This window comes from Methylobacterium sp. WL119 (genome assembly GCF_008039875.1).
In the GTDB taxonomy this organism is placed as follows: domain Bacteria; phylum Pseudomonadota; class Alphaproteobacteria; order Rhizobiales; family Beijerinckiaceae; genus Methylobacterium.
The window spans coordinates 12,448-31,101 of the sequence record NZ_VRUU01000060.1 but is presented as its reverse complement, the minus strand read 5'-3'; the positions used below and the strand labels follow the sequence as shown (position 1 = coordinate 31,101).

Here is an 18,654-nt window from a genome sequence, read left to right as displayed (position 1 = left end):
CGTACTGCGCGTCGGCCTCGATGCCGATCACGACGCCCGAGCCCGGGGTGAACTGGTAGTTGTAGCCGACCTGGCCACCGCCGGTGAAGCCGTCGTTGCCGCGGCTGCCGCCGAAGGCGAGCACGCCGCCGGTGTTGCCGCCGGCCGGGCCGGCGAAGATCGCGTTGCCGGGCGAGACGCCGACGACGGTGGCGCCGCGGCGATCGCTGGCATCGAAGCCGTAGCCGGCGTTGATACCGAAGTAGGCGCCCGTCCAGGTGAACACCGGAACCGGGGTGAACACCGGCGGCGGAGCGCGACGCGGAAGGTCGGCGGCGGACGCGACGGCGGTGAGGCCGGCGAGAACGGTGGTGGCGAGGAGAAGGCTCTTCATTTTTTTCCAGGTCCTGGTTGGCAAAGCCGAGTTTGTTCTAAGCCGGGTTGCCCGCTCGGTCTGTCGCTTTCCTGCAACAAGCTCGCTCAGATGACCCGGAAGCGGTCAACGAAAGATGAAGGTTACGCCCGGCTTACGCGATGTCGTTCGCAGGTGTGTCTTGGCGCACATGGTCCGGCAGGAAAGATCAGGGTTCGCCCCACGCCTCGTTCTGTTGTCCGGGATTCACGATCGATTTACCGAAGACCGGAGCCGTGCTTATCATATGTCATGACCGTGCTCGGGCGGTGGCATTTTATTTCCTCCCTCGGAAGCCGTTGCGGCCGTAAGGCGAAGATTAACCATGAGCCTTCACCGTCGATCTCCGCGAGGGGCCGGAATTCGGCGGAAAGGTGCGCGATGAGCGAAGACATCGGGTCGGCGAAGTCGCACGGCATCCTGCGCTGGACGATCCAGACCACCGGCGTCGCCGCGATCGTCGCCCTCGCGGCAGCCCATCACTTCGCGCGGGCCGATCGGAACGCCGAGCCGACCCGTATGGCTCAGGCGACGTCGAGGGGGACGATCGCCGATCCGGAGACGACCGGCTCGATCGCGCAGGGCGTTCGCGCCGTGAGGCTCGATCCCTGCAACCTCCCCTCGGGCATGCGTGGCCTCCGCCCATAAGGGGCAGTCTTCGCGGCTTTCGGAGGGGGAAACCCCGGCTCGTCCGGGTGCATCAGATTGACAAGTGGTTGCAAGGGCCTAAGTGTCCCGCGCACTCGCAGGCGCGGCGGGCCGTCGACCCGACCGGCCGTCGCTGCCGTCGCCGCGACGATGTCCTCCGCGCCGGCCCTGCCCGACCCCGCGCGCAACGGTTCTCAAAAGATTATGTCATTTGCCGATCTCGGATTGAGCGACAAGGTCCTCCAGGCCGTCACCGCCGCCGGCTATACGGAACCGACGCCGATCCAGAGCCAGGCGATCCCGCACGTGCTCGCCCGGCGCGACGTCCTGGGCATCGCGCAGACCGGCACCGGCAAGACGGCCGCGTTCACCCTGCCGATGCTGACCATGCTCGAGAACGGGCGGGCGCGGGCGCGGATGCCGCGGACGCTGATCCTCGAGCCGACCCGCGAGCTGGCGGCGCAGGTGGTCGAGAATTTCGATCGCTATGGCACCAACCACAAGCTCAACGTCGCCCTGATCATCGGCGGCGTCTCCTTCGCCGACCAGGACGCCAAGCTGACCCGGGGCACCGACGTGCTGATCGCGACGCCGGGGCGCCTGCTCGACCATTTCGAGCGCGGCAAGCTGCTGCTCAGCGGCGTCGAGCTCCTGGTCATCGACGAGGCCGACCGCATGCTCGACATGGGGTTCATCCCCGACATCGAGCGCATCGTGAAGATGGTGCCGTTCACCCGCCAGACGCTGTTCTTCTCCGCGACCATGCCGCCGGAGATCGAGCGGCTCGCCGACATCTTCCTGCACAATCCCGAGCGGATCGAGGTGGCGCGCGCCGCCTCCACCGCCTCGACCATCGTGCAGCGTCTGGTCGCGACCTCGTCGGACGGCAGCGCCAAGCGCGAGCGCCTGCGCAAGCTGATCCGCGGCGAGGCCGACCTGAAGAACGGCATCATCTTCTGCAACCGCAAGCGCGACGTCGCGCTGCTGCAGAAGTCGCTGGTGAGCCACGGCTTCGATGCCGCCGCGCTTCATGGCGACATGGACCAGCGCTCGCGCACCACCGCCCTCGATGCCTTCCGCGGCGGCGAGACGGCCTTGCTGGTCGCGAGCGACGTCGCGGCGCGCGGCCTCGACATCCCCGCGGTGAGCCATGTCTTCAACTTCGACGTTCCGAACCATCCCGAGGATTACGTCCACCGCATCGGCCGCACCGGCCGCGCCGGCCGCTCGGGGGCGGCCTTCACCCTGGTCAGCCGCAGCGACGACCGCTCGCTCCAGGCGATCGAGTCGCTGATCGGGCAGCCGATCCCGTGGATGGACGGGGACCTCGACACCGCCGCGCCGAGCCAGGAAGGCACCGACGAGGGCGAGACGCGCACCCGCCATCGCGGACGCGCCGGCGATTCCGCGCGACGCGGCCGAAAGGTCCCCGCCGAGGCCGAGGCGCCGCGGGAGGCGCGGTCGTCGCGTGGACGGAGGGATTCCGTCAAGACGGAGCCTTCCGCCAACCTAGAGTCCGACTCGGTCGCGGAGACCTCGCCTCGGCGCGAGCCTCAGCGGCGACCGGACGAGGCGCGGCGGGAGGCACCGCGCCGTCCGGCAGCCGAGGCGCGTCCGCGCCCCGAGCGAACTCCCGCCCCCGCGGCTCGCCCTCCGCAGGAGCGGTCGCGCGACGAGCGCGGCTATGGGCGCCGCCGCGACGAGGACGGCGATACGCCCGTCGGTCTCGGCGAGCACGTTCCGGCCTTCATGCTGCGGCCGGCGGTGATCAAGAAGCAGGATTGAGCCGCAGATCGCGACCTCGGCCTTAACCCTCCGTCCACGCTCCTTAAGGTAGCTTGCGGCGTCCGACCCGAACGCCGACGCGACGGGGCGGCGATGGACGATGGGGATCGGATGAGCGAAGGGCTTTATGCCGACCGCGATCGCAGCTTCGCCCTGGCGCGCCGCGCCCAGGAGCTGATGCGCGATTACGGGCCCTCGGCGACACCGCGGGCCTACGCTGTCTGGTACACCTACGTCTCCGGCGATCAGCCGCTGATGAACGACGCGATCAAGCGTCTCACCGCGACGAACGCGGGATTGTCCGCCTCGGACGTCGACGATCTCTACGACAGCTATCTCGGCGGCTCGCGCTACGTCACGGCCGCCGGAGAGACCGGCGCGACGATGCTGACCGAGATCGAGGGCGTCATGGAGATGCTCGACCTCTCGCTCGGCTCGGCCGCGCAGTACGGCGAGTCGTTGCGCGCTCTGAGCCACGACCTCTCCGTCTCGACGCTGAACCGAGCGCGCCTGCGCGAGATCGTGGCCACCCTGGTCGCGACGACGCGGGAAGTCGCCTCGAACAACCGGACCCTCGAGGCGCGGATGCGGGAAAGCCGCACCGAGGTCGAATCCCTGCGCGAGAAGCTCGAGGCGACGCGGATCGAGAGCCTGACGGATCCCCTGACCGGGCTGGCGAACCGCAAGCATTTCGAGGAGATGCTGCACAAGGCGCTCGATCGCGCCTCGCTCGGCACGTCCTCGAGCCTCGTCGTGCTCGATATCGATTTCTTCAAGCGCTTCAACGACCTCTACGGCCACCTCACCGGCGATCAGGTGCTGCGCCTGGTCGCCGTCGTCATGCGGGAAAGCGTCGAGAAGGGCGCGATGCTCGCCCGTTTCGGCGGCGAGGAGTTCGGCATCCTGCTGCCCGGCACGAACCGGGAAACGGCCTACGCCATCGCGGAGAAAGTCCGAACCAGCGTGATGGGCCGGGAGCTGATCAAGCGCTCGACCGGGGAATCGCTCGGGAAGGTCACGATCTCGCTCGGCGTGGCGTGCTACCGCCGCGGCGACACGCCGGTCTCGTTGCTGGAGCGTGCGGACCTGTGCATGTTCGCCGCCAAGCGCGCTGGCCGCAACCGCACACTCGACGATGCGACCACGGCGGACCTCGTCGCCGCGGTCGCCTGATCGCGGGTTCAGGCCGAGGCGAGCAGCCGCTCCGGGCCGACCGGCGTGATCGCGACGGACTCGCCGCAGCCGCAGGCCGAGGTCTGGTTCGGGTTGTTGAAGACGAACTGCGAGGCGAGCTTGCTGGACTGGAAGTCCATCTGCGTGCCGAGCAGGAACAGCAGCGCCTTCGGATCGACGAAGACCTTCACGCCGCGATCCTCGACCATGTCCTCGCCGGGCTTGCGATCCTCGGCATATTCCATCGTGTAGGACATCCCGGCGCAGCCGCCGTTCTTCACGCCGACCCGCAGGCCCGCGATCGGCCGGTCGGCGTCGGCGATGATCGCCTTGATGCGGTCGGCTGCCGCATCCGTCAGCGACATGACCTTGAAACTCGTGGACATCGGTGTCTCTCCGGCAGCCGGGTTCAAGGCCCGGGCGGTTGAGGGTGCGCGTACGGTCTTAAGATAAGGATCGCGCGGAGCACGGTCCATACCGCTCGGTGACGCTCACCACATGTCGAGGGCGACGCGGGCCTCGTCGGACATGCGGCTCTGATCCCACGGCGGATCGAACACCATCGTCACCGCGCAGGATTGGACGCCCGGGACCTTGGCGACCGCATCCTCGACCCAGCCCGGCATCTCGCCGGCGACCGGGCAGCCCGGAGCCGTCAGCGTCATGTCGATCGCGACCTTGCGGTCGTCGTCGATGTCGACCTTGTAGATCAGGCCGAGCTCGTAGATGTCGGCTGGGATCTCGGGATCGTAGACCGACTTCAGCGCGGCCACGATATCGTCGGTCAGCCGGTCGAGCTCGGCGGGCGGCACGCCCTCGGCTCCAGCGACCTTCGGCGTGTTGGCGCCTCCGGTGATCGTCGCGTCGCTGCTCATGTCCATCTCCTCATCGGGCCGCCGCGGCGGGGCGGCGACCCAGTCCAAACGCTCAGGCGAACATCATCTCGGCGCGGGCGAGCGCCTCGGCCAGCACGTCGATCTCGGCCTGGGTGTTGTACATCCCGAACGAGGCGCGGCAGGTCGAGGTGACGCCGAAGCGGGTGAGCAGCGGCATCGCGCAATGCGTGCCGGCCCGGACCGCGACGCCCGAACGGTCGATCACCGTCGCGATGTCGTGGGCATGGGCGCCCTTCATCTCGAAGGCGATGACGCCGCCCTTGCCCTTCGCGGTTCCGATCTGCCGGATCGCATTCATCGCGCCGAGCCGTTCCTGGGCATAGGCGGTGAGCGCGGCCTCGTGCGCCGCGATCTTGTCGCGCCCGACCGACATCATGAACTCCAGCGCCGCGCCGAGGCCGACGGCCTCGACGATCGCCGGCGTGCCCGCCTCGAACCGATGCGGCGGATCGTTGTAGGTGATCGCCTCCTGGCTGACCGTGCGGATCATTTCACCGCCGCCCTGGTAGGGCGGCAGGCACTCCAGCCATTCCTTCTTGCCGTAAAGTACGCCGATACCGGTCGGGCCGTAGACCTTGTGACCGGTGAAGACGAAGAAGTCGCAATCGAGCGCCCGCACGTCGACCGGCTGATGCACCGCGCTCTGCGCGCCGTCGAGCAGCACCGGCACGCCGTGGGCGTGGGCGATGCGGACGATCTCGGCCGCCGGCGTGACCGTGCCCAGCACGTTCGACATCTGCGTGATCGCGACCATCTTGGTGCGCGGCGTGAACAGCTTCTCGTAGTCCTCGACGAGGAAGTTGCCCTCGTCGTCGACCGGCGCCCACTTGATGACGGCCCCGCGGCGTTCGCGCAGGAAGTGCCAGGGCACGATGTTGGAATGGTGCTCCATGATCGAGAGGATGATCTCGTCCCCCTCCCCGATCATCCCGGCCCAGCCCATCGACGCGGCCACGAGGTTGTAGGCCTCGGTGGCGTTGCGGGTGAAGATGATCTCGTCCGTCGACGCGGCATTCAGGAACTGCCGCGTGGTCTCGCGGGCACCCTCGAACCCCTCGGTCGCGGCGTTGGCCATGAAGTGCAGGCCGCGATGGACGTTGGCGTAGCCGGTCTCCATGCACGCGACCATCGCGTCGATCACCGCGCGCGGCTTCTGCGACGAGGCGGCGTTGTCGAGGTAGACCAGCGGCTTGCCGTAGACTTTTTCCGACAGGATCGGAAATTGCGCCCGGATCGCCTCGACGTCGTAGGTAGGCTGGCGGAGAGGAGCGTTCATGGTGTCGGCCTCGAACCGGCGGTCTTTCGCAAGCATCGCCCCTCCAACCTGCAGCCTCGTCCAGAGGTGCCGAAGCGAAGCGGAGGCCTCGACGGAGGTCTCCAGAGATAGTGCGACCCCTCGTCCCCTCCTTCGAGGCCCACCGATGTGGGCGCCTCAGGATGAAGTTCTGGGAGGGATCGCGGTCACATCACCCATTTTCCAGGATGCACGCGACCGGGGCCGATCACCCCCGCGAGGCCAGCCAAGCCTCGATCTCGCCGATGAGCGCCGCGCGGGCGCCCTCGTGCGTGACCGACTCCACCGCTTCGCCGACGAAGGCCTGCACCAGCAGGCTCTCGGCGATCGGCTTCGGCAGGCCGCGGGCCATGAGGTAGAACAGCAGGTCCTGGTCCGGGGCGCCGCAGGTGGCTCCGTGGCCGCAGGCGACGTCGTCGGCGAAGATCTCGAGTTCCGGCTTGTTCATCATCTGCCCCTCGTCGGAGAGGAGCAGGCAATCGGACTTCATCTTGCCGTCGGTCTTCTGCGCGATCTGGCGGACGATGATCTTGCCCTGGAACACGCCGGTGGCGTCGCCGTCGATCACCGTCTTGAACATCTCGCGGCCGACGCCGCCGACCGCCGCATGGTCGGCCAGCAGCGTCGAGTCGGCGAGCTGCCCGTCGCCGAGCATCGCCGCGCCGTTGACGACCGCGTTCACGTTCTCGCCGGCCACGTGCATGTAGATCTGGTGGCGCGACAGCACGGCGCCGGTGACGAGGTTCACCGTTTCCAGCCTCGACTCGTCGTCGAGCCGCACGCTGATGGTCGAGAGCGCGATCGCCTTGTCGCCCTCGCGGTTGATTCGCGCGTGCCGGAAGGCGGCATGCTTGCCGACATGGACGTCGAGGGCGTCGTTCGGCTGGTAGGTCAGCCCGTTCGGGCCCTCGTGCGTCTCGAGCAAGGTGAACTCGGCGCCGTCGGCGACCTCGACCAGAACGCGCGTCGCGGTGGAGAAGCCCTCCGCCCCGGCGCCGACGAAGCGCAGGTGCAGCGGGGTCTCGACCTTGGCGCCGGCCTCCACCGAGATCAGCGCGCCGTCGGCAAGGAAGGCGGTGTTCAGCTGATAGATCGGGTTCTCGCGGGCCTGCGCCACCGGCGCAAGGTTCTTCAGGCGCGCATCGCCCCGGCTCAGGGCCTCGTTCAGCGGCGATACCGAGACGCCGGCGGGCACGCGATCGAGATCGGACAGCTCGCGGATCAGGTGGCCGTTGACGAAGGTCAGTCGCACCGCCTCGATTGCCGAGAACGCGGTCGCGGAGGCGACGGCAGACGTGGCGAGGTCGAGCGCCGGCGTCTCGGCCGGCGGCGCGGCTTCCTGCATCGCGGCACGCAGGTCGGTGTACTTGAACGCCTCGACGCGGCGGCTCGGCAGGCCGGCGGCCTCGAAGAAGCGGAACGCCTCCTCGCGGGAGATCGCGGTTTCGCTGCCGAACCCCTTGCGGGCGGTCTCAAACAGGGTCGAAAGACCGGTCTCGGCGCTGGTGCGGAGATTGGCGATGTCGGCCATGGGCTTACGCAGCCTCGTTGGTGCGGTACTCGGCGTAGCCGGAGGCCTCGAGTTCCTTGGCGAGCTCCTTGCCGCCGGTCTTCACGATCAGGCCCTTCGACATGACGTGCACGGTGTCGGGCACGATGTAGTCGAGCAGGCGCTGGTAGTGGGTGATGACCAGGAACGAGCGGCCCTGCGCGCGCAGGGCGTTGACGCCCTCGGAGACGATGCGCAACGCGTCGATGTCGAGGCCGGAATCCGTCTCGTCGAGCACGCAGAACTTCGGCTGCAGCAGCGCCATCTGCAGGATCTCCATGCGCTTCTTCTCGCCGCCGGAGAACCCGACGTTGAGGGCGCGGCGGAGCATGTCTTTGTTAATCTCGAGCTTCTCGGCCGCCGCGTTGACCTGGCGGATGAAGTCCGGGGTCGCGATCTCGGCCTCGCCGCGGGCGCGGCGCTGGGCGTTGAGGCAGGCCTTGAGGAAGGTCATCGTGCCGACGCCCGGAATCTCCAGCGGATACTGGAAGGCGAGGAACACGCCGGCCGCGGCGCGCTCGTCCGCGCCCATCTCCAGCACGTTCTGGCCGTCGAGCAGGATCTCGCCGTCGAGGACCTCGTAGTCCTCCTTGCCGGCGATGACGTAGGAGAGCGTCGACTTGCCGGAGCCGTTCGGACCCATGATCGCGGCGACCTCGCCGTCGTTCACGGTGAGGTTCAGGCCGTTGAGGATGCGGTTGTCCTCGATCTGCACGACGAGGTTCTTGATTTCGAGCATGTTCGCGTAGTCCCGAAGATGGTGTGCGACGGTATCGCCCTGCGGTCCCGTCAGAGAAATTTTTGAAGCGCTGCGATCACGGCGACGGCGGCCGCGATGATCGCCCCGAGCTTCACGTTTATTCGGAGTTCGAGTTCGCGCAGCGAACCGTCGATCCCCGCCTTCAACGCCTTGAGGTCCAACCTCAGCGTCTTCTCCATATCCGCCAAATCCGCCTTGGTCGCGGAATCGGCGATGATCATGTCGCGTGCCGGTTCACCGCGCGACGGCCTGCTCGCGTCCGACACCCACCTGTTCAAGTGGGTGAACTGCAGGGTGTCGAACGCGAAGGCCATGGCGTGTTGCCTACCCCACCGAGCCTTCGAGGCTGATCGAGATCAGCTTCTGAGCCTCGACGGCGAACTCCATCGGCAACTGCTGCAGCACGTCGCGGACGAAGCCGTTGACGATGAGCGCGGTCGCCTCCTCCTCGGAAAGGCCGCGCTGCAGGCAGTAGAACTTCTGGTCCTCGGAGATCTTCGAGGTGGTGGCCTCGTGCTCGAACACCGCGGACGCGTTCTTCGACTCGATATAGGGCACGGTGTGCGCCCCGCACTGGTCGCCGATCAGCAGGCTGTCGCAATTGGTGAAGTTGCGCGCGTTCGAGGCCTTCTTGTGCGCCGAGACGAGGCCGCGATAGGTGTTCTGCGAGCGGCCCGCCGAGATGCCCTTCGAGATGATCCGGCTGGTGGTGTTCTTTCCCAGATGGATCATCTTGGTGCCGGAATCGACTTGCTGCATGCCGTTCGACACCGCGATCGAGTAGAACTCGCCGCGGGAATTGTCGCCGCGCAGGATGCAGGACGGGTACTTCCAGGTGATCGCCGAGCCGGTCTCGACCTGCGTCCACGAGATCTTCGAGTTGTCGCCGCGGCAATCGCCGCGCTTGGTCACGAAGTTGTAGATGCCGCCCTTGCCTTCGTTGTCGCCCGGGTACCAGTTCTGGACGGTCGAGTACTTGATCTCGGCGTCCTCCAGGGCGATGAGCTCGACCACCGCGGCGTGCAGCTGGTTGTCGTCGCGCTTCGGGGCGGTGCAGCCCTCGAGATACGAGACGTAGGAGCCCTTGTCGGCGATGATCAGCGTGCGCTCGAACTGGCCGGTGTCGCGCTCGTTGATGCGGAAGTAGGTCGACAGCTCCATCGGGCAGCGCACGCCCGGCGGGATGTAGACGAACGAGCCGTCCGAGAAGACGGCCGAGTTCAGCGTCGCGAAGAAGTTGTCGGTCACCGGCACGACCGAGCCGAGGTACTTCCTGACGAGGTCCGGGTACTCACGGATCGCCTCCGAGATCGGCATGAAGATCACGCCGGCCTTCGACAGCTCGGCCTTGAACGTCGTCGCGACCGAGACCGAGTCGAACACGGCGTCCACGGCGACGCGGCGCTCGGGGGCGATGCCCTCCAGCACCTCGACCTCGCGGAGCGGGATGCCGAGCTTCTCGTAGGTCTTCAGGATCTCGGGGTCGATCTCGTCGAGCGACATCGCCGCCGGACGCTTCGGCGCGGCGTAGTAGTAGATGTTGTTGTAGTCGACCTTGTCGTAGGCGACGCGGGCCCAGTCCGGCTCCTGCATGGTCTGCCAGCGCTTGTAGGCGTCGAGCCGCCAAGCGAGCATCCACTCCGGCTCGTCCTTCTTGGCCGAGATGAAGCGCACCACATCCTCGGAGATGCCCTTCTCGGACTTCTCCATCTCGATGGTGGTCTCGAAGCCGTACTTGTACTGGTCGAGGTCGATCGAGCGGACCCGATCGATGGTTTCCTGCACGGCAGGCATCAGCGTCTCCTAAGCATCGCCGGTTTCAAGGACCGGAGGCTTCCATGTGAGATGGCGTCGGCGCGGCGCTCAGGCCGCAAGCCCTCGTCGTCTATATAGGGTCTCGACGATTCGTTCGAAGGCACCGAGGAAGCGCGCAGTGTCGCCCTCCCCCGTATTCCAGCCGAGGCTGACGCGTAGCGCCCCCGCGGCCAGCGCAGGGCTCACGCCCATCGCCGCCAGGACCGGCGACCGCGCCACCTTGCCCGACGCGCAGGCCGATCCCGACGACACCGCCACGCCGGCGAGATCGAAGGCGATCAAGGCGGTCGGTGCATCGAGCCCCGGCACCGCGAAGCACAGGGTGTTCGGCAACCGCTCGGCGTCACGGCCGAACACCACCCCGTCCGGCGCGCGGGCCAGCACCGCCTCCTCCAGCGCGTCGCGCAGCTGCGCGACGCGCTGGGATTCCGTATCCAGCGCGAGGCGGGCGATCTCCGCCGCCTCGCCCATCCCGACGAGCCCGGGAAGGTTCTCGGTGCCGCAGCGCAGCCGCGCCTCCTGGCCGCCGCCGCGGACGAAGGCCGCGTCGAGCTGCGCGTCGTCCCGCAGCACCAGCGCGCCGACGCCCTTCGGCGCCGAGAACTTGTGCCCGGACAGGGTCAGCGCATCGAGCCCGAGCGCAGCGAAATCGACCGGGATCTTGCCGACCGCCTGCACCGCGTCGCTGTGCACGAGGGTGCGGCCGTGCCGCCTCGCCAGGGCCACGACGGCGGCGATCGGCTGCATCACGCCGGTCTCGTTGTTGGCCGCGTGAACCGAGACGAGCACGTCCCGGTCGCGAAGGGCGTCGAGCCGCGCCGCCAGCGCATCGAGGTCGAGCACGCCGGAAGCCAGGACCGGAAGCGCCTCGACGGCGTCGGCCGGGAAGCGGTGGCCGGCGGTGACGCAGGGGTGCTCGGTCGCGCCGATCAGAAGCCGCGTCGGTGCGGCGCTCCCCCGCCGGCGGAGCGCGCCGGACAGGACGGCGTTGGCCGCCTCGGTGCCGCCACTGGTGAAGGTGACCTGAGACGCCGCGGCACCGACGAGGCGGGCAAGCTTGTCGCGGGCATCCTCGAGCATCGCCCGCGCCGCACGCCCCTCGGCATGGACGGAGGACGGGTTGCCGGGCAGCGCCAGCGCCCGCACGACCGCGTGCGACACCGCCGGACGGACCGGAGACGTGGCGTTGTGGTCGAGATAGGCGCGGTCCGCTGTCATCCGTTCTCCAACTGGCGAAAGATGCGACATTTCCTTGCTTTGGCACCGGGTCGGCGTGCTAAGCCGCGCCGTCGACACGGTTTCGGACCGCCGAACGGCGTTTCCAGGCTGGTCGGGGAAGACCCCGCTGCCGCGCTGTTTAGAACAGTTCTAATCGCCTAGAATTATTCTAAGAGCGCTTTTACGTCGGGCGCGGGGCGAGTCAAGGCGGTCGCGCGACCGCGCAGGTCGAGGCGTACACGGCCATCCGGGCAGGCGGACTCGCCCGGCATGGCCACAGGAGTCGAGGATACTATGCCCGAGGTCATCTTCACCGGTCCCGCCGGCCGACTGGAGGGTCGCTATCAGGCCCCCAAGAAGCGGGGCGCGCCGATCGCGATCGTGCTGCATCCGCACCCCCAGTTCGGCGGCACGATGAACAATCAGATCGTGTACAACCTCTTCTACACGTTCGCCAATCGCGGCTTCGCGGCCCTGCGCTTCAACTTCCGCGGCGTCGGCCGCAGCCAGGGCGCCTTCGACCACGGCTCGGGCGAGCTGTCGGACGCCGCCGCCGCGCTCGACTGGGTGCAGTCGGTCAACCCCGAGGCCAAGTCCTGCTGGATCGCCGGTGTCTCGTTCGGCTCGTGGATCGGGATGCAGCTGCTGATGCGCCGCCCCGAGATCGAGGGCTTCATCTCGATCGCCGCGATGGCCAACCGCTACGATTTCACTTTCCTCGCGCCCTGCCCCTCCTCCGGCCTGTTCGTGCACGGCTCCGAGGATCGCGTGGCCCCGGCCCGCGAGGTCATGCCGGTGATCGAAAAGGTGAAGACCCAGAAGGGCGTCATCATCGAGCACCAGATGGTCGAGGGCGCCAACCACTTCTTCGACGGGCGCGTCGACGAGCTGACCCAGACGGTCGACACCTACCTCGACAAGCGCCTCGGCAAGAAGGACGAGGTGGCCTGAGGCCACTTCGTTCGAGCGGGCCTCGCAGCGGGCAGGCGCCGAACGGGCGGCCTGCCCTTTTTCCCGCCTCGCGCCCGCAACCGGATCACGCCACCGCGCGATCGGCCGGTGCGGTCAGCACCACCGGCACGGCCGGTGCGCCTTCCCATTCCGAATGCGCCGGGATCGATTCGCCCTTCATCACGATGGTGAGGGGCCGAAGCCGCGCGTAGTCGCCGACCTTGGTGTCGTAGAGCACCGTCGAGAATGCGCCGACCGAGACGCCGCGGCCGATCACGACGCGGCCGACCTTCATGATTCGGTCCTCGTAGAGGTGGGTCTGCAGGGCGGCGGTGCGGTTGATGGTGGCGAAGTCGCCGATCGTCACGCAGTCGAACTCGGTGATGTCGGTGGTGAGCATGCACACGCCCTCGCCGACCTTCACCCCGAACAGACGCAGCGCCCAGGGCAGGAACGGCGTGCCCTGGAGATGCTCCAGCAGCACCTTGCCGGCCAAGCCCCAATAGGCGACCGCGATGGCCTCGGTGCGCATCGCCCACCACGACCACATCGGCCGCATGCCGGGCTGATAGACGCCCATCAGCGCCCACTTCATGCCGATGACGGCGGCTGACTGGATCAGCGCGATCGCGACGCTGACCGTGACGAAGCTGACGGCGAGCCCGCTCCAGTCGCGCTCGAGGATCGCCGGGTAGAAGTACCAGTCGATCGCGGTGATCGCGAGGGTGATGTACAGCATCGGCGAGAACGAGGTCGCGAACGCCTCGAACACGCCGCGGCGGAGCTTGACCAGCGTGCCCGGCTCGTAGGTCTGAGCCAGCGTTCCGACGTCGACGCGCTGGCGCGACGGCAGCTTGATCGGCGGCGAGCCGAACCAGGTGTCGCCCGGCGCCATCTCCTCGTTGGCCGGCGGCTTCGACTTGATGCCGATCAGCACGTCGTCGGGGATGTCGGCGCCCGGCGGCACCACCGCGTCGTTGCCGACGAACACCCGCGCGCCCGTGCGGGCCGGCTGGAGATGCATCCAGCCGCGGCGGATCTCCTCTTCGCCGTAGACCACCTCGTCGGCGATGAAGTTGCGGCTGCCGACCTCGGCGAGGTCGTGGCGGCTGCCGAGGTTGGTCGAGATCTCGGCGCCCTCCCCCATGCGCGCGCCCATCAGGCGGTACCACGCCCGCATGTAGACGGTGGCGAACAGCGAGGAGAGCGTCTCCAGCGTCACCTCGGCGGCGAGTGCCACCGACCACTTGCGCAGGTAGAAGCCGGACCAGATCGAGTAGGTGCCCGAGCGCCGCCGCGGCAGCACCAGCCAGCGGATGCCGGCGATGAGCAGAACCGTGCCGGCGGTCATCAGCATGGCGGTGGGCCATGTCAGCAGCGGCAGGTACCAGTGGTAGTCGATGTCGGTGATGTCGGAGAGCGAGTCCGAGATCTGGTCGAAGATGAAGAACGCCGGGAAGATCGGCAGCAGGCCGACGGCGGGGATCGCGCCGAGCAGCAGGAGGTAGATCGCCCCGAAGCCGGCCCGGCGCCGGGCCGAGGCCGGGGCCTGCTCCGGAAGCTCCGCGACGTCGGCCATCCCGACCTTTCGTCCGGGCGAGCCGTCCCAGCGCTCTGCGGCGCCGATGCGCGTGCCGGCCGGAACGGTGGTGAGGTCGGCGATCTCGGCGTTGTCGGCGATCACCGTGTCGTGGCTGAGGACGCAGGAGGTGCCGACCGCCACGTCCCGGCCGATCTCGACCCGTCCGATCACCAGCTCGTTGCCGACGATCTCGGCGTTGGCGACGACGAGGCGGCCGCCGAGCGACGCGCCGTCGCCGATCGAGAGCAGGTCCGGGGCACCGATCTCGATGTCGGAGATCAGGGTGTCGCGGCCGACCTTCGCGCCCATCAGGCGGAGGTAGACGGCGATCGCGGGCGAGCCCTGCAGCCACTTGACGTGGACCAGCGGCGCCAGGCGCTGCGCCAGCCACCAGCGGAAATAATACGCGCCCCAGAGCGGGTAGCGGCCGGGTTTCGTACGGCCGAGGACGAGCCACTTGGCCGCGACCGCGATGGTCGCCGTCACCGCGTTGATCGCCACGTAGACGAGGAGCAGCACGCCGAGCTCGCCGAAGAAGCCGAGGCCGCCGCCGGTGAGCAGCAGGTAGGTGACGAAGATGCCGAGCCATTGCGCGGTCGCGAGCGCGATCACGAACGGCAGGGCCACCGCCTGGGCGAGCCCGCACAGCGCGCGGCGCCGGAGCGGCGGCGGCACGAAGGCGAGGTCGCGGATCGCGGTCTCGATGCCGGCGCCGCCGGTGCGGGCGATCAGCGCGTCCGAGATCCGGCGCAGGGTGCGCTCGCGGTAGACGTCCTGCAGCGTGATGCCGGCGAGCGCCGGGGCCTCGCGCACGGCTCCGACGAAGCGGGCGGCGAGCAGCGAATGGCCGCCGAGGTCGGCGAAGAAGTCGCCCTCGAGCGCGATCGGCTGGTTGCCGAAGACCTGCTTGGCGGCGGCCAGCAGCGCCGCCTCGGTCTGGTTCTCCGGGGGCTCCTGCTCGCCGTCGGCATCGACGATGGTGAGCGTCGCGACGCGAAGCGCCTTGCGGTCGACCTTGCCGGAGGTGAGGCGCGGCAGAACCTCGGCCGCCTCGAAATGGCCGGGCACCATGTAGGGCGGCATCTGCTCGGCCAGCGTCCGGCGCAAAGCCGCGCGGTCGAGGTCGTGGCCGCGGTCTGGCACGATGAACGCGACCAGCCGGTCGACGCCGTCGTCGTTGCGCAGCACCACCGCGGCCTGGGCGATCCCGGGCTGGGCCTGGATCCGCGACTCGATCTCGCCGAGCTCGACGCGGAAGCCGCGGATCTTGACCTGGTCGTCGATGCGGCCGTGGAACAGGATGTTGCCGCCGGCGTCGAGCGAGACCGCGTCGCCCGAGCGGTAGAGCAGCGGGTCGGCGCCGTCCGAGGCGTAGGGGTTGGCGATGAACTTGTCCGCGGTCAGCTCCGGCCGCTGCAGGTAGCCCTTCGCGACGCCGGGGCCGCCGATCAGCAGCTCGCCCGGCTCGCCGCGCCCGAGCAGGCGCAGGTCCTCGCCGGCGACGTAGACCGAGTAGTTCGCGATCGGGCCGCCGATGGTCACCGGCACGCCCGGGCGCATCTCGGCGGCGGTCGCGACCACCGTAGCCTCGGTCGGCCCGTAGGTGTTGAACAGCTTTCGCGAAGGCGTCGCCCAGCGTGCGACCAGCGGCTCGGGAAGCGCCTCGCCGCCGAGCAGGATCAGCCGCACGCTCGGCAGGTCTGCGGTGATCATCGCCAGCAGCGTCGGCACGGTGTCGATCACAGTGACCCCGGCCTCGGCGATGATCCGGGGCAGCGACTCGACGTCGCCCATCATCGCCGGGCTCGCGACGAACAGCGTCGCGCCGACGAGGTACGGGACCCAGATCTCCTCCATCGAGAGGTCGAAGGCGACCGAAGCGCCCTGGAAGACCACGTCGTCCGGCGCCATCCCGTAGAGCGCGTTTCCGGAGCGCAGGAAGTGGCAGATGTTGGCGTGGCTGATGACGATGCCCTTCGGCACGCCGGTCGAGCCGGAGGTGTAGATCAGGTAGGCGGGATGCTGCGGCGTCAGGCCGCCGGCGCGAAGGTCCGGCGTCGCCGCGTCCGCGGGCGTGCCGGCGAGCAGCGCATCGAGCGTCAGGGCCGGCGCGACCTCGGGCGCGCCCGGGGCCAGCGCCTCGGAGACCAGCAGGGCCTTCGCAGCGGCGTCGCCGAGGCAGACCGCGACCCGGTCGGCCGGCGCCTCGGCGTCGAACGGCAGCCAGGCGGCGCCGGACAGCGTGATCCCGATCTGGGCGGTGAGCAGGTCCGGCCCGCGCGCCATCCACAGGCCGACCACGTCGCCCGGTCCGATCCCGCGATGGGCGAGAGCCGCCGCGATCCGTCCGGCGCGGGCGAAGACCTCGGCATAGGTGAGATGCGGGTGCCGGCCCGACGCGTCCTTGGCGGCGCCGTCGATCAGCGCCGGATGGTCCGGCCGTGCCCGCGCGGTCTCGGCGAAGATCTCGCCAAGAACCTCGTCGCGGATCAGGTCGGGACGCACCGGGCCGCGCAGCACGGCCCGGTCGGACGGGGTCGCCGCGGGGTGCCGGTCCACTTCGGGCCGGATCATCTCGCCGAGGCTACTCATCGCATGCTCCGCTGCCAGCTCCGGGCGGAGCTGGGTTCCCGTCTGTCTCGCATGCGCACCCGGCCGGCGATCGGAGCGCGTTCCTGACGCGGGATCGTGCCGTTATCGAGGCAGTCCGCCGATCGGGTCGAGGCCGTGCGAACCGGACCCGAGACCTCGCTGTATACCGGACCTTTGAACGGGGCTTGAACGGTCGGCGACAAACCTCAGGCCCAGCGCCATCCGGCCGCGTCCACGACGAGCACCGAGCCCTGGCGGACGGCGATCCGCGGGGCGGCCTTAATGTCGAGGTGGCCGAGCGCCACCAGCATCGCGCGGGCGACGCCGCCATGGGCGACCACGACGGTGGCCGGCGCCAGGTCGGAAAAGACCGGCGCGACGCGCTCGGTCAGCATCGCGTAGCTCTCGGCGCCGGTGCCCGAGGGGCGATAGCCCCAGCGGTCGCGGTCGCGCGCGCCGGCGCCGCCGGGATCGCGGCGGCGGATCTCGGCCCAGGTCTGCCCTTCCCACGCCCCGAAATGGATCTCCATCAGCCGGGGATCGCTGCGGTACTCGGTCGACGCGAGGCCGAGGCGGTCGCGCAGGATCTCCATGGTGCGACGCGTGCGGCTCAGGGGGCTCGCGATGAAGTCGGCCTCGGCGAGCCGGTCGCCCGCGAGCGCCGCGAGCCGGTCCGCGGCGTCCGCCGCCTGCCCCTGCCCGACGGCGTTGAGGCCGATGTCGCGCTGCCCCTGCAAGCGCCCCTCGGCGTTCCAGTCGGTCTGCCCGTGCCGGATGAAGTAGATCGTCGGGATGGGCCTCACGCTCCGGCGGTTCCGGTCGGCGCCCTCACCGGTCGCGTCCTGAGCGAAGGTCTCGCGGCGGCTGCGCGGGCGGGTTCATGAGCGTGGCGTCCATCGGGCATGGCGGTCTGAAGGGATCGGGTCGCCCTCGGATGCAAGGCGGGTGCCCGATCTAGGCCGGGACGCGATCGGTCGGTAGAAGGTCTGTCCATGAGCAAGAAGCACCGCAAGACGGATCGGCGCCAGAAGGCGGGGACAGCCGGTGTGACAAAGTCGCCGGACCGTTCCGTCGAGGATGCCCGGCGCAAGGCGCCTTCCTCTTCTCTCTGGGCGGCCGCGACGGCCGAGATCGCAGGCATCGCGCCCGCGCTGATCGATGCGCACGGTCCCGCCTCCGTCGCGGCGGCCGACGGCATCGTCACCGTCGTGCCGGGCAGCCGGTTCGATCTCGCGAAGGTCGACGCCGACGCCGACGGCGGCTTCGACAAGGACTGGGCGAAGGCGGCGCTCGCCACCGAGCGCACGCGGATCCAGGCGCTTCAGGAAAAGCTCTACGCCGAGCGGCAGCGCAGCCTGCTCGTGGTGTTCCAGGCGATCGACACCGGCGGAAAGGACGGCACGATCCGCGCGGTTCTGGAAGGCGTGAACCCGCAAGGCTGCACGGTCGCCTCGTTCAAGGTGCCGTCGACCGAGGAGCGCGAGCACGACTTCCTGTGGCGCTACCACCAGCGCACGCCCGGGCGCGGGATGATCGGCGTGTTCAACCGCAGCCACTACGAGGATGTGCTGGTCGTGCGCGTGAAGGGCCTGGTGCCGGAGCCGGTCTGGCAGGCGCGCTACGGCTTGATCAACGACTTCGAGCGCCTGCTCACCGAATCCGGGACCCACATCCTGAAATTCTTCCTGCACATCTCGAAGGACGAGCAGAAGCAGCGCCTGGAAGCGCGGATCGCGAACCCGGACAAGCACTGGAAGTTCGATCCGGCCGACCTGGTCGAGCGCAAGTCCTGGGATGCCTATCAGGCGGCGTTCTCGGACGCGCTGACCCGATGCTCGACGCCGCATGCGCCCTGGCACGTGGTGCCGGCCAACCGGAAGTGGTTCCGCAACCTCGTCATCGCCCGCACCATCGCCGACACGCTGGACGCGATGGACCCGCAGTTCCCGGAAGCAGTGGCGGGCATCGCGGATCTGGTCGTGCCGGACTGACGGCGCCGC

Annotated in this window: 15 protein-coding genes and 1 pseudogene; 5 read left to right on the top strand and 11 right to left on the bottom strand. The window is 69.0% G+C overall.

Translation table 11 applies throughout. The features are described from left to right. Nucleotides 1-373, bottom strand: a pseudogene (locus FV227_RS19285) (porin family protein); the annotation flags it as partial. 399 nt (nucleotides 374-772) lie between these two features. Between FV227_RS19285 and FV227_RS19280 the strand changes: the two are divergent. From FV227_RS19280 to FV227_RS19270, 3 genes are all read left to right on the top strand, one after another. Beyond that, nucleotides 773-1,039, top strand: a complete 267-nt coding sequence (locus FV227_RS19280; RefSeq protein ID WP_147729495.1) for a hypothetical protein — start codon at nucleotides 773-775, stop codon at nucleotides 1,037-1,039. Between the two features lie 204 nt (nucleotides 1,040-1,243). Continuing rightward, complete coding sequence (locus FV227_RS19275; protein ID WP_147859702.1) at nucleotides 1,244-2,824, top strand: DEAD/DEAH box helicase; 1,581 nt, start codon at nucleotides 1,244-1,246, stop codon at nucleotides 2,822-2,824. A gap of 111 nt (nucleotides 2,825-2,935) precedes the next feature. After that, a complete protein-coding gene (locus FV227_RS19270) occupies nucleotides 2,936-3,997 on the top strand; it encodes a GGDEF domain-containing protein (RefSeq protein ID WP_147726386.1) in 1,062 nt (353 codons plus the stop codon). Between the two features lie 8 nt (nucleotides 3,998-4,005). Here the strand turns inward: FV227_RS19270 and sufA are convergent, their stop codons facing one another. From sufA to FV227_RS19230, 8 genes are all read right to left on the bottom strand, one after another. Continuing rightward, entirely contained in the window at nucleotides 4,006-4,383 is a 378-nt protein-coding gene (gene sufA / locus FV227_RS19265) for a Fe-S cluster assembly scaffold SufA (RefSeq protein ID WP_147726385.1), read from the bottom strand. A gap of 105 nt (nucleotides 4,384-4,488) precedes the next feature. Then, a complete protein-coding gene (locus tag FV227_RS19260) occupies nucleotides 4,489-4,872 on the bottom strand; it encodes an SUF system Fe-S cluster assembly protein (RefSeq protein ID WP_147726384.1) in 384 nt (127 codons plus the stop codon). Between the two features lie 52 nt (nucleotides 4,873-4,924). Next, entirely contained in the window at nucleotides 4,925-6,169 is a 1,245-nt protein-coding gene (locus tag FV227_RS19255; protein ID WP_147859707.1) for a cysteine desulfurase, read from the bottom strand. A gap of 226 nt (nucleotides 6,170-6,395) precedes the next feature. After that, nucleotides 6,396-7,718, bottom strand: a complete 1,323-nt coding sequence (locus tag FV227_RS19250) for a SufD family Fe-S cluster assembly protein (RefSeq protein WP_147859701.1) — start codon at nucleotides 7,716-7,718, stop codon at nucleotides 6,396-6,398. 4 nt (nucleotides 7,719-7,722) lie between these two features. Next, nucleotides 7,723-8,475 (bottom strand): Fe-S cluster assembly ATPase SufC, encoded by a 753-nt coding sequence (gene sufC / locus FV227_RS19245; protein ID WP_147726382.1) that lies wholly within the window; start codon nucleotides 8,473-8,475, stop codon nucleotides 7,723-7,725. Nucleotides 8,476-8,525: 50 nt separating this feature from the next. Next, nucleotides 8,526-8,810, bottom strand: a complete 285-nt coding sequence (locus FV227_RS19240; RefSeq protein WP_147859700.1) for a hypothetical protein — start codon at nucleotides 8,808-8,810, stop codon at nucleotides 8,526-8,528. A 10-nt stretch (nucleotides 8,811-8,820) separates the two neighbouring features. Further along, nucleotides 8,821-10,290, bottom strand: a complete 1,470-nt coding sequence (sufB, locus tag FV227_RS19235; protein WP_147859699.1) for a Fe-S cluster assembly protein SufB — start codon at nucleotides 10,288-10,290, stop codon at nucleotides 8,821-8,823. A gap of 69 nt (nucleotides 10,291-10,359) precedes the next feature. Continuing rightward, nucleotides 10,360-11,529, bottom strand: coding sequence for a cysteine desulfurase family protein (locus tag FV227_RS19230; RefSeq protein WP_147859698.1), 1,170 nt, complete (start codon nucleotides 11,527-11,529; stop codon nucleotides 10,360-10,362). 294 nt (nucleotides 11,530-11,823) lie between these two features. Here FV227_RS19230 and FV227_RS19225 point away from each other — a divergent pair, with 294 nt between their 5' ends. Continuing rightward, nucleotides 11,824-12,480 (top strand): alpha/beta hydrolase, encoded by a 657-nt coding sequence (locus FV227_RS19225; RefSeq protein ID WP_147726378.1) that lies wholly within the window; start codon nucleotides 11,824-11,826, stop codon nucleotides 12,478-12,480. An 85-nt stretch (nucleotides 12,481-12,565) separates the two neighbouring features. Here FV227_RS19225 and FV227_RS19220 read toward each other — a convergent pair whose 3' ends face one another. Together FV227_RS19220 and FV227_RS19215 are read right to left on the bottom strand one after the other, a co-directional pair. Continuing rightward, a complete protein-coding gene (locus tag FV227_RS19220) occupies nucleotides 12,566-16,636 on the bottom strand; it encodes a Pls/PosA family non-ribosomal peptide synthetase (RefSeq protein WP_147859706.1) in 4,071 nt (1,356 codons plus the stop codon). A gap of 224 nt (nucleotides 16,637-16,860) precedes the next feature. Then, a complete protein-coding gene (locus FV227_RS19215) occupies nucleotides 16,861-17,457 on the bottom strand; it encodes a histidine phosphatase family protein (RefSeq protein WP_147859697.1) in 597 nt (198 codons plus the stop codon). Nucleotides 17,458-17,646: 189 nt separating this feature from the next. Here FV227_RS19215 and FV227_RS19210 point away from each other — a divergent pair, with 189 nt between their 5' ends. Beyond that, nucleotides 17,647-18,645 carry a polyphosphate kinase 2 family protein gene (locus FV227_RS19210; RefSeq protein WP_147728845.1) on the top strand — a complete coding sequence of 333 codons (999 nt, stop codon included), beginning with the start codon at nucleotides 17,647-17,649 and terminating at the stop codon, nucleotides 18,643-18,645. Nucleotides 18,646-18,654 lie beyond the last annotated feature (9 nt).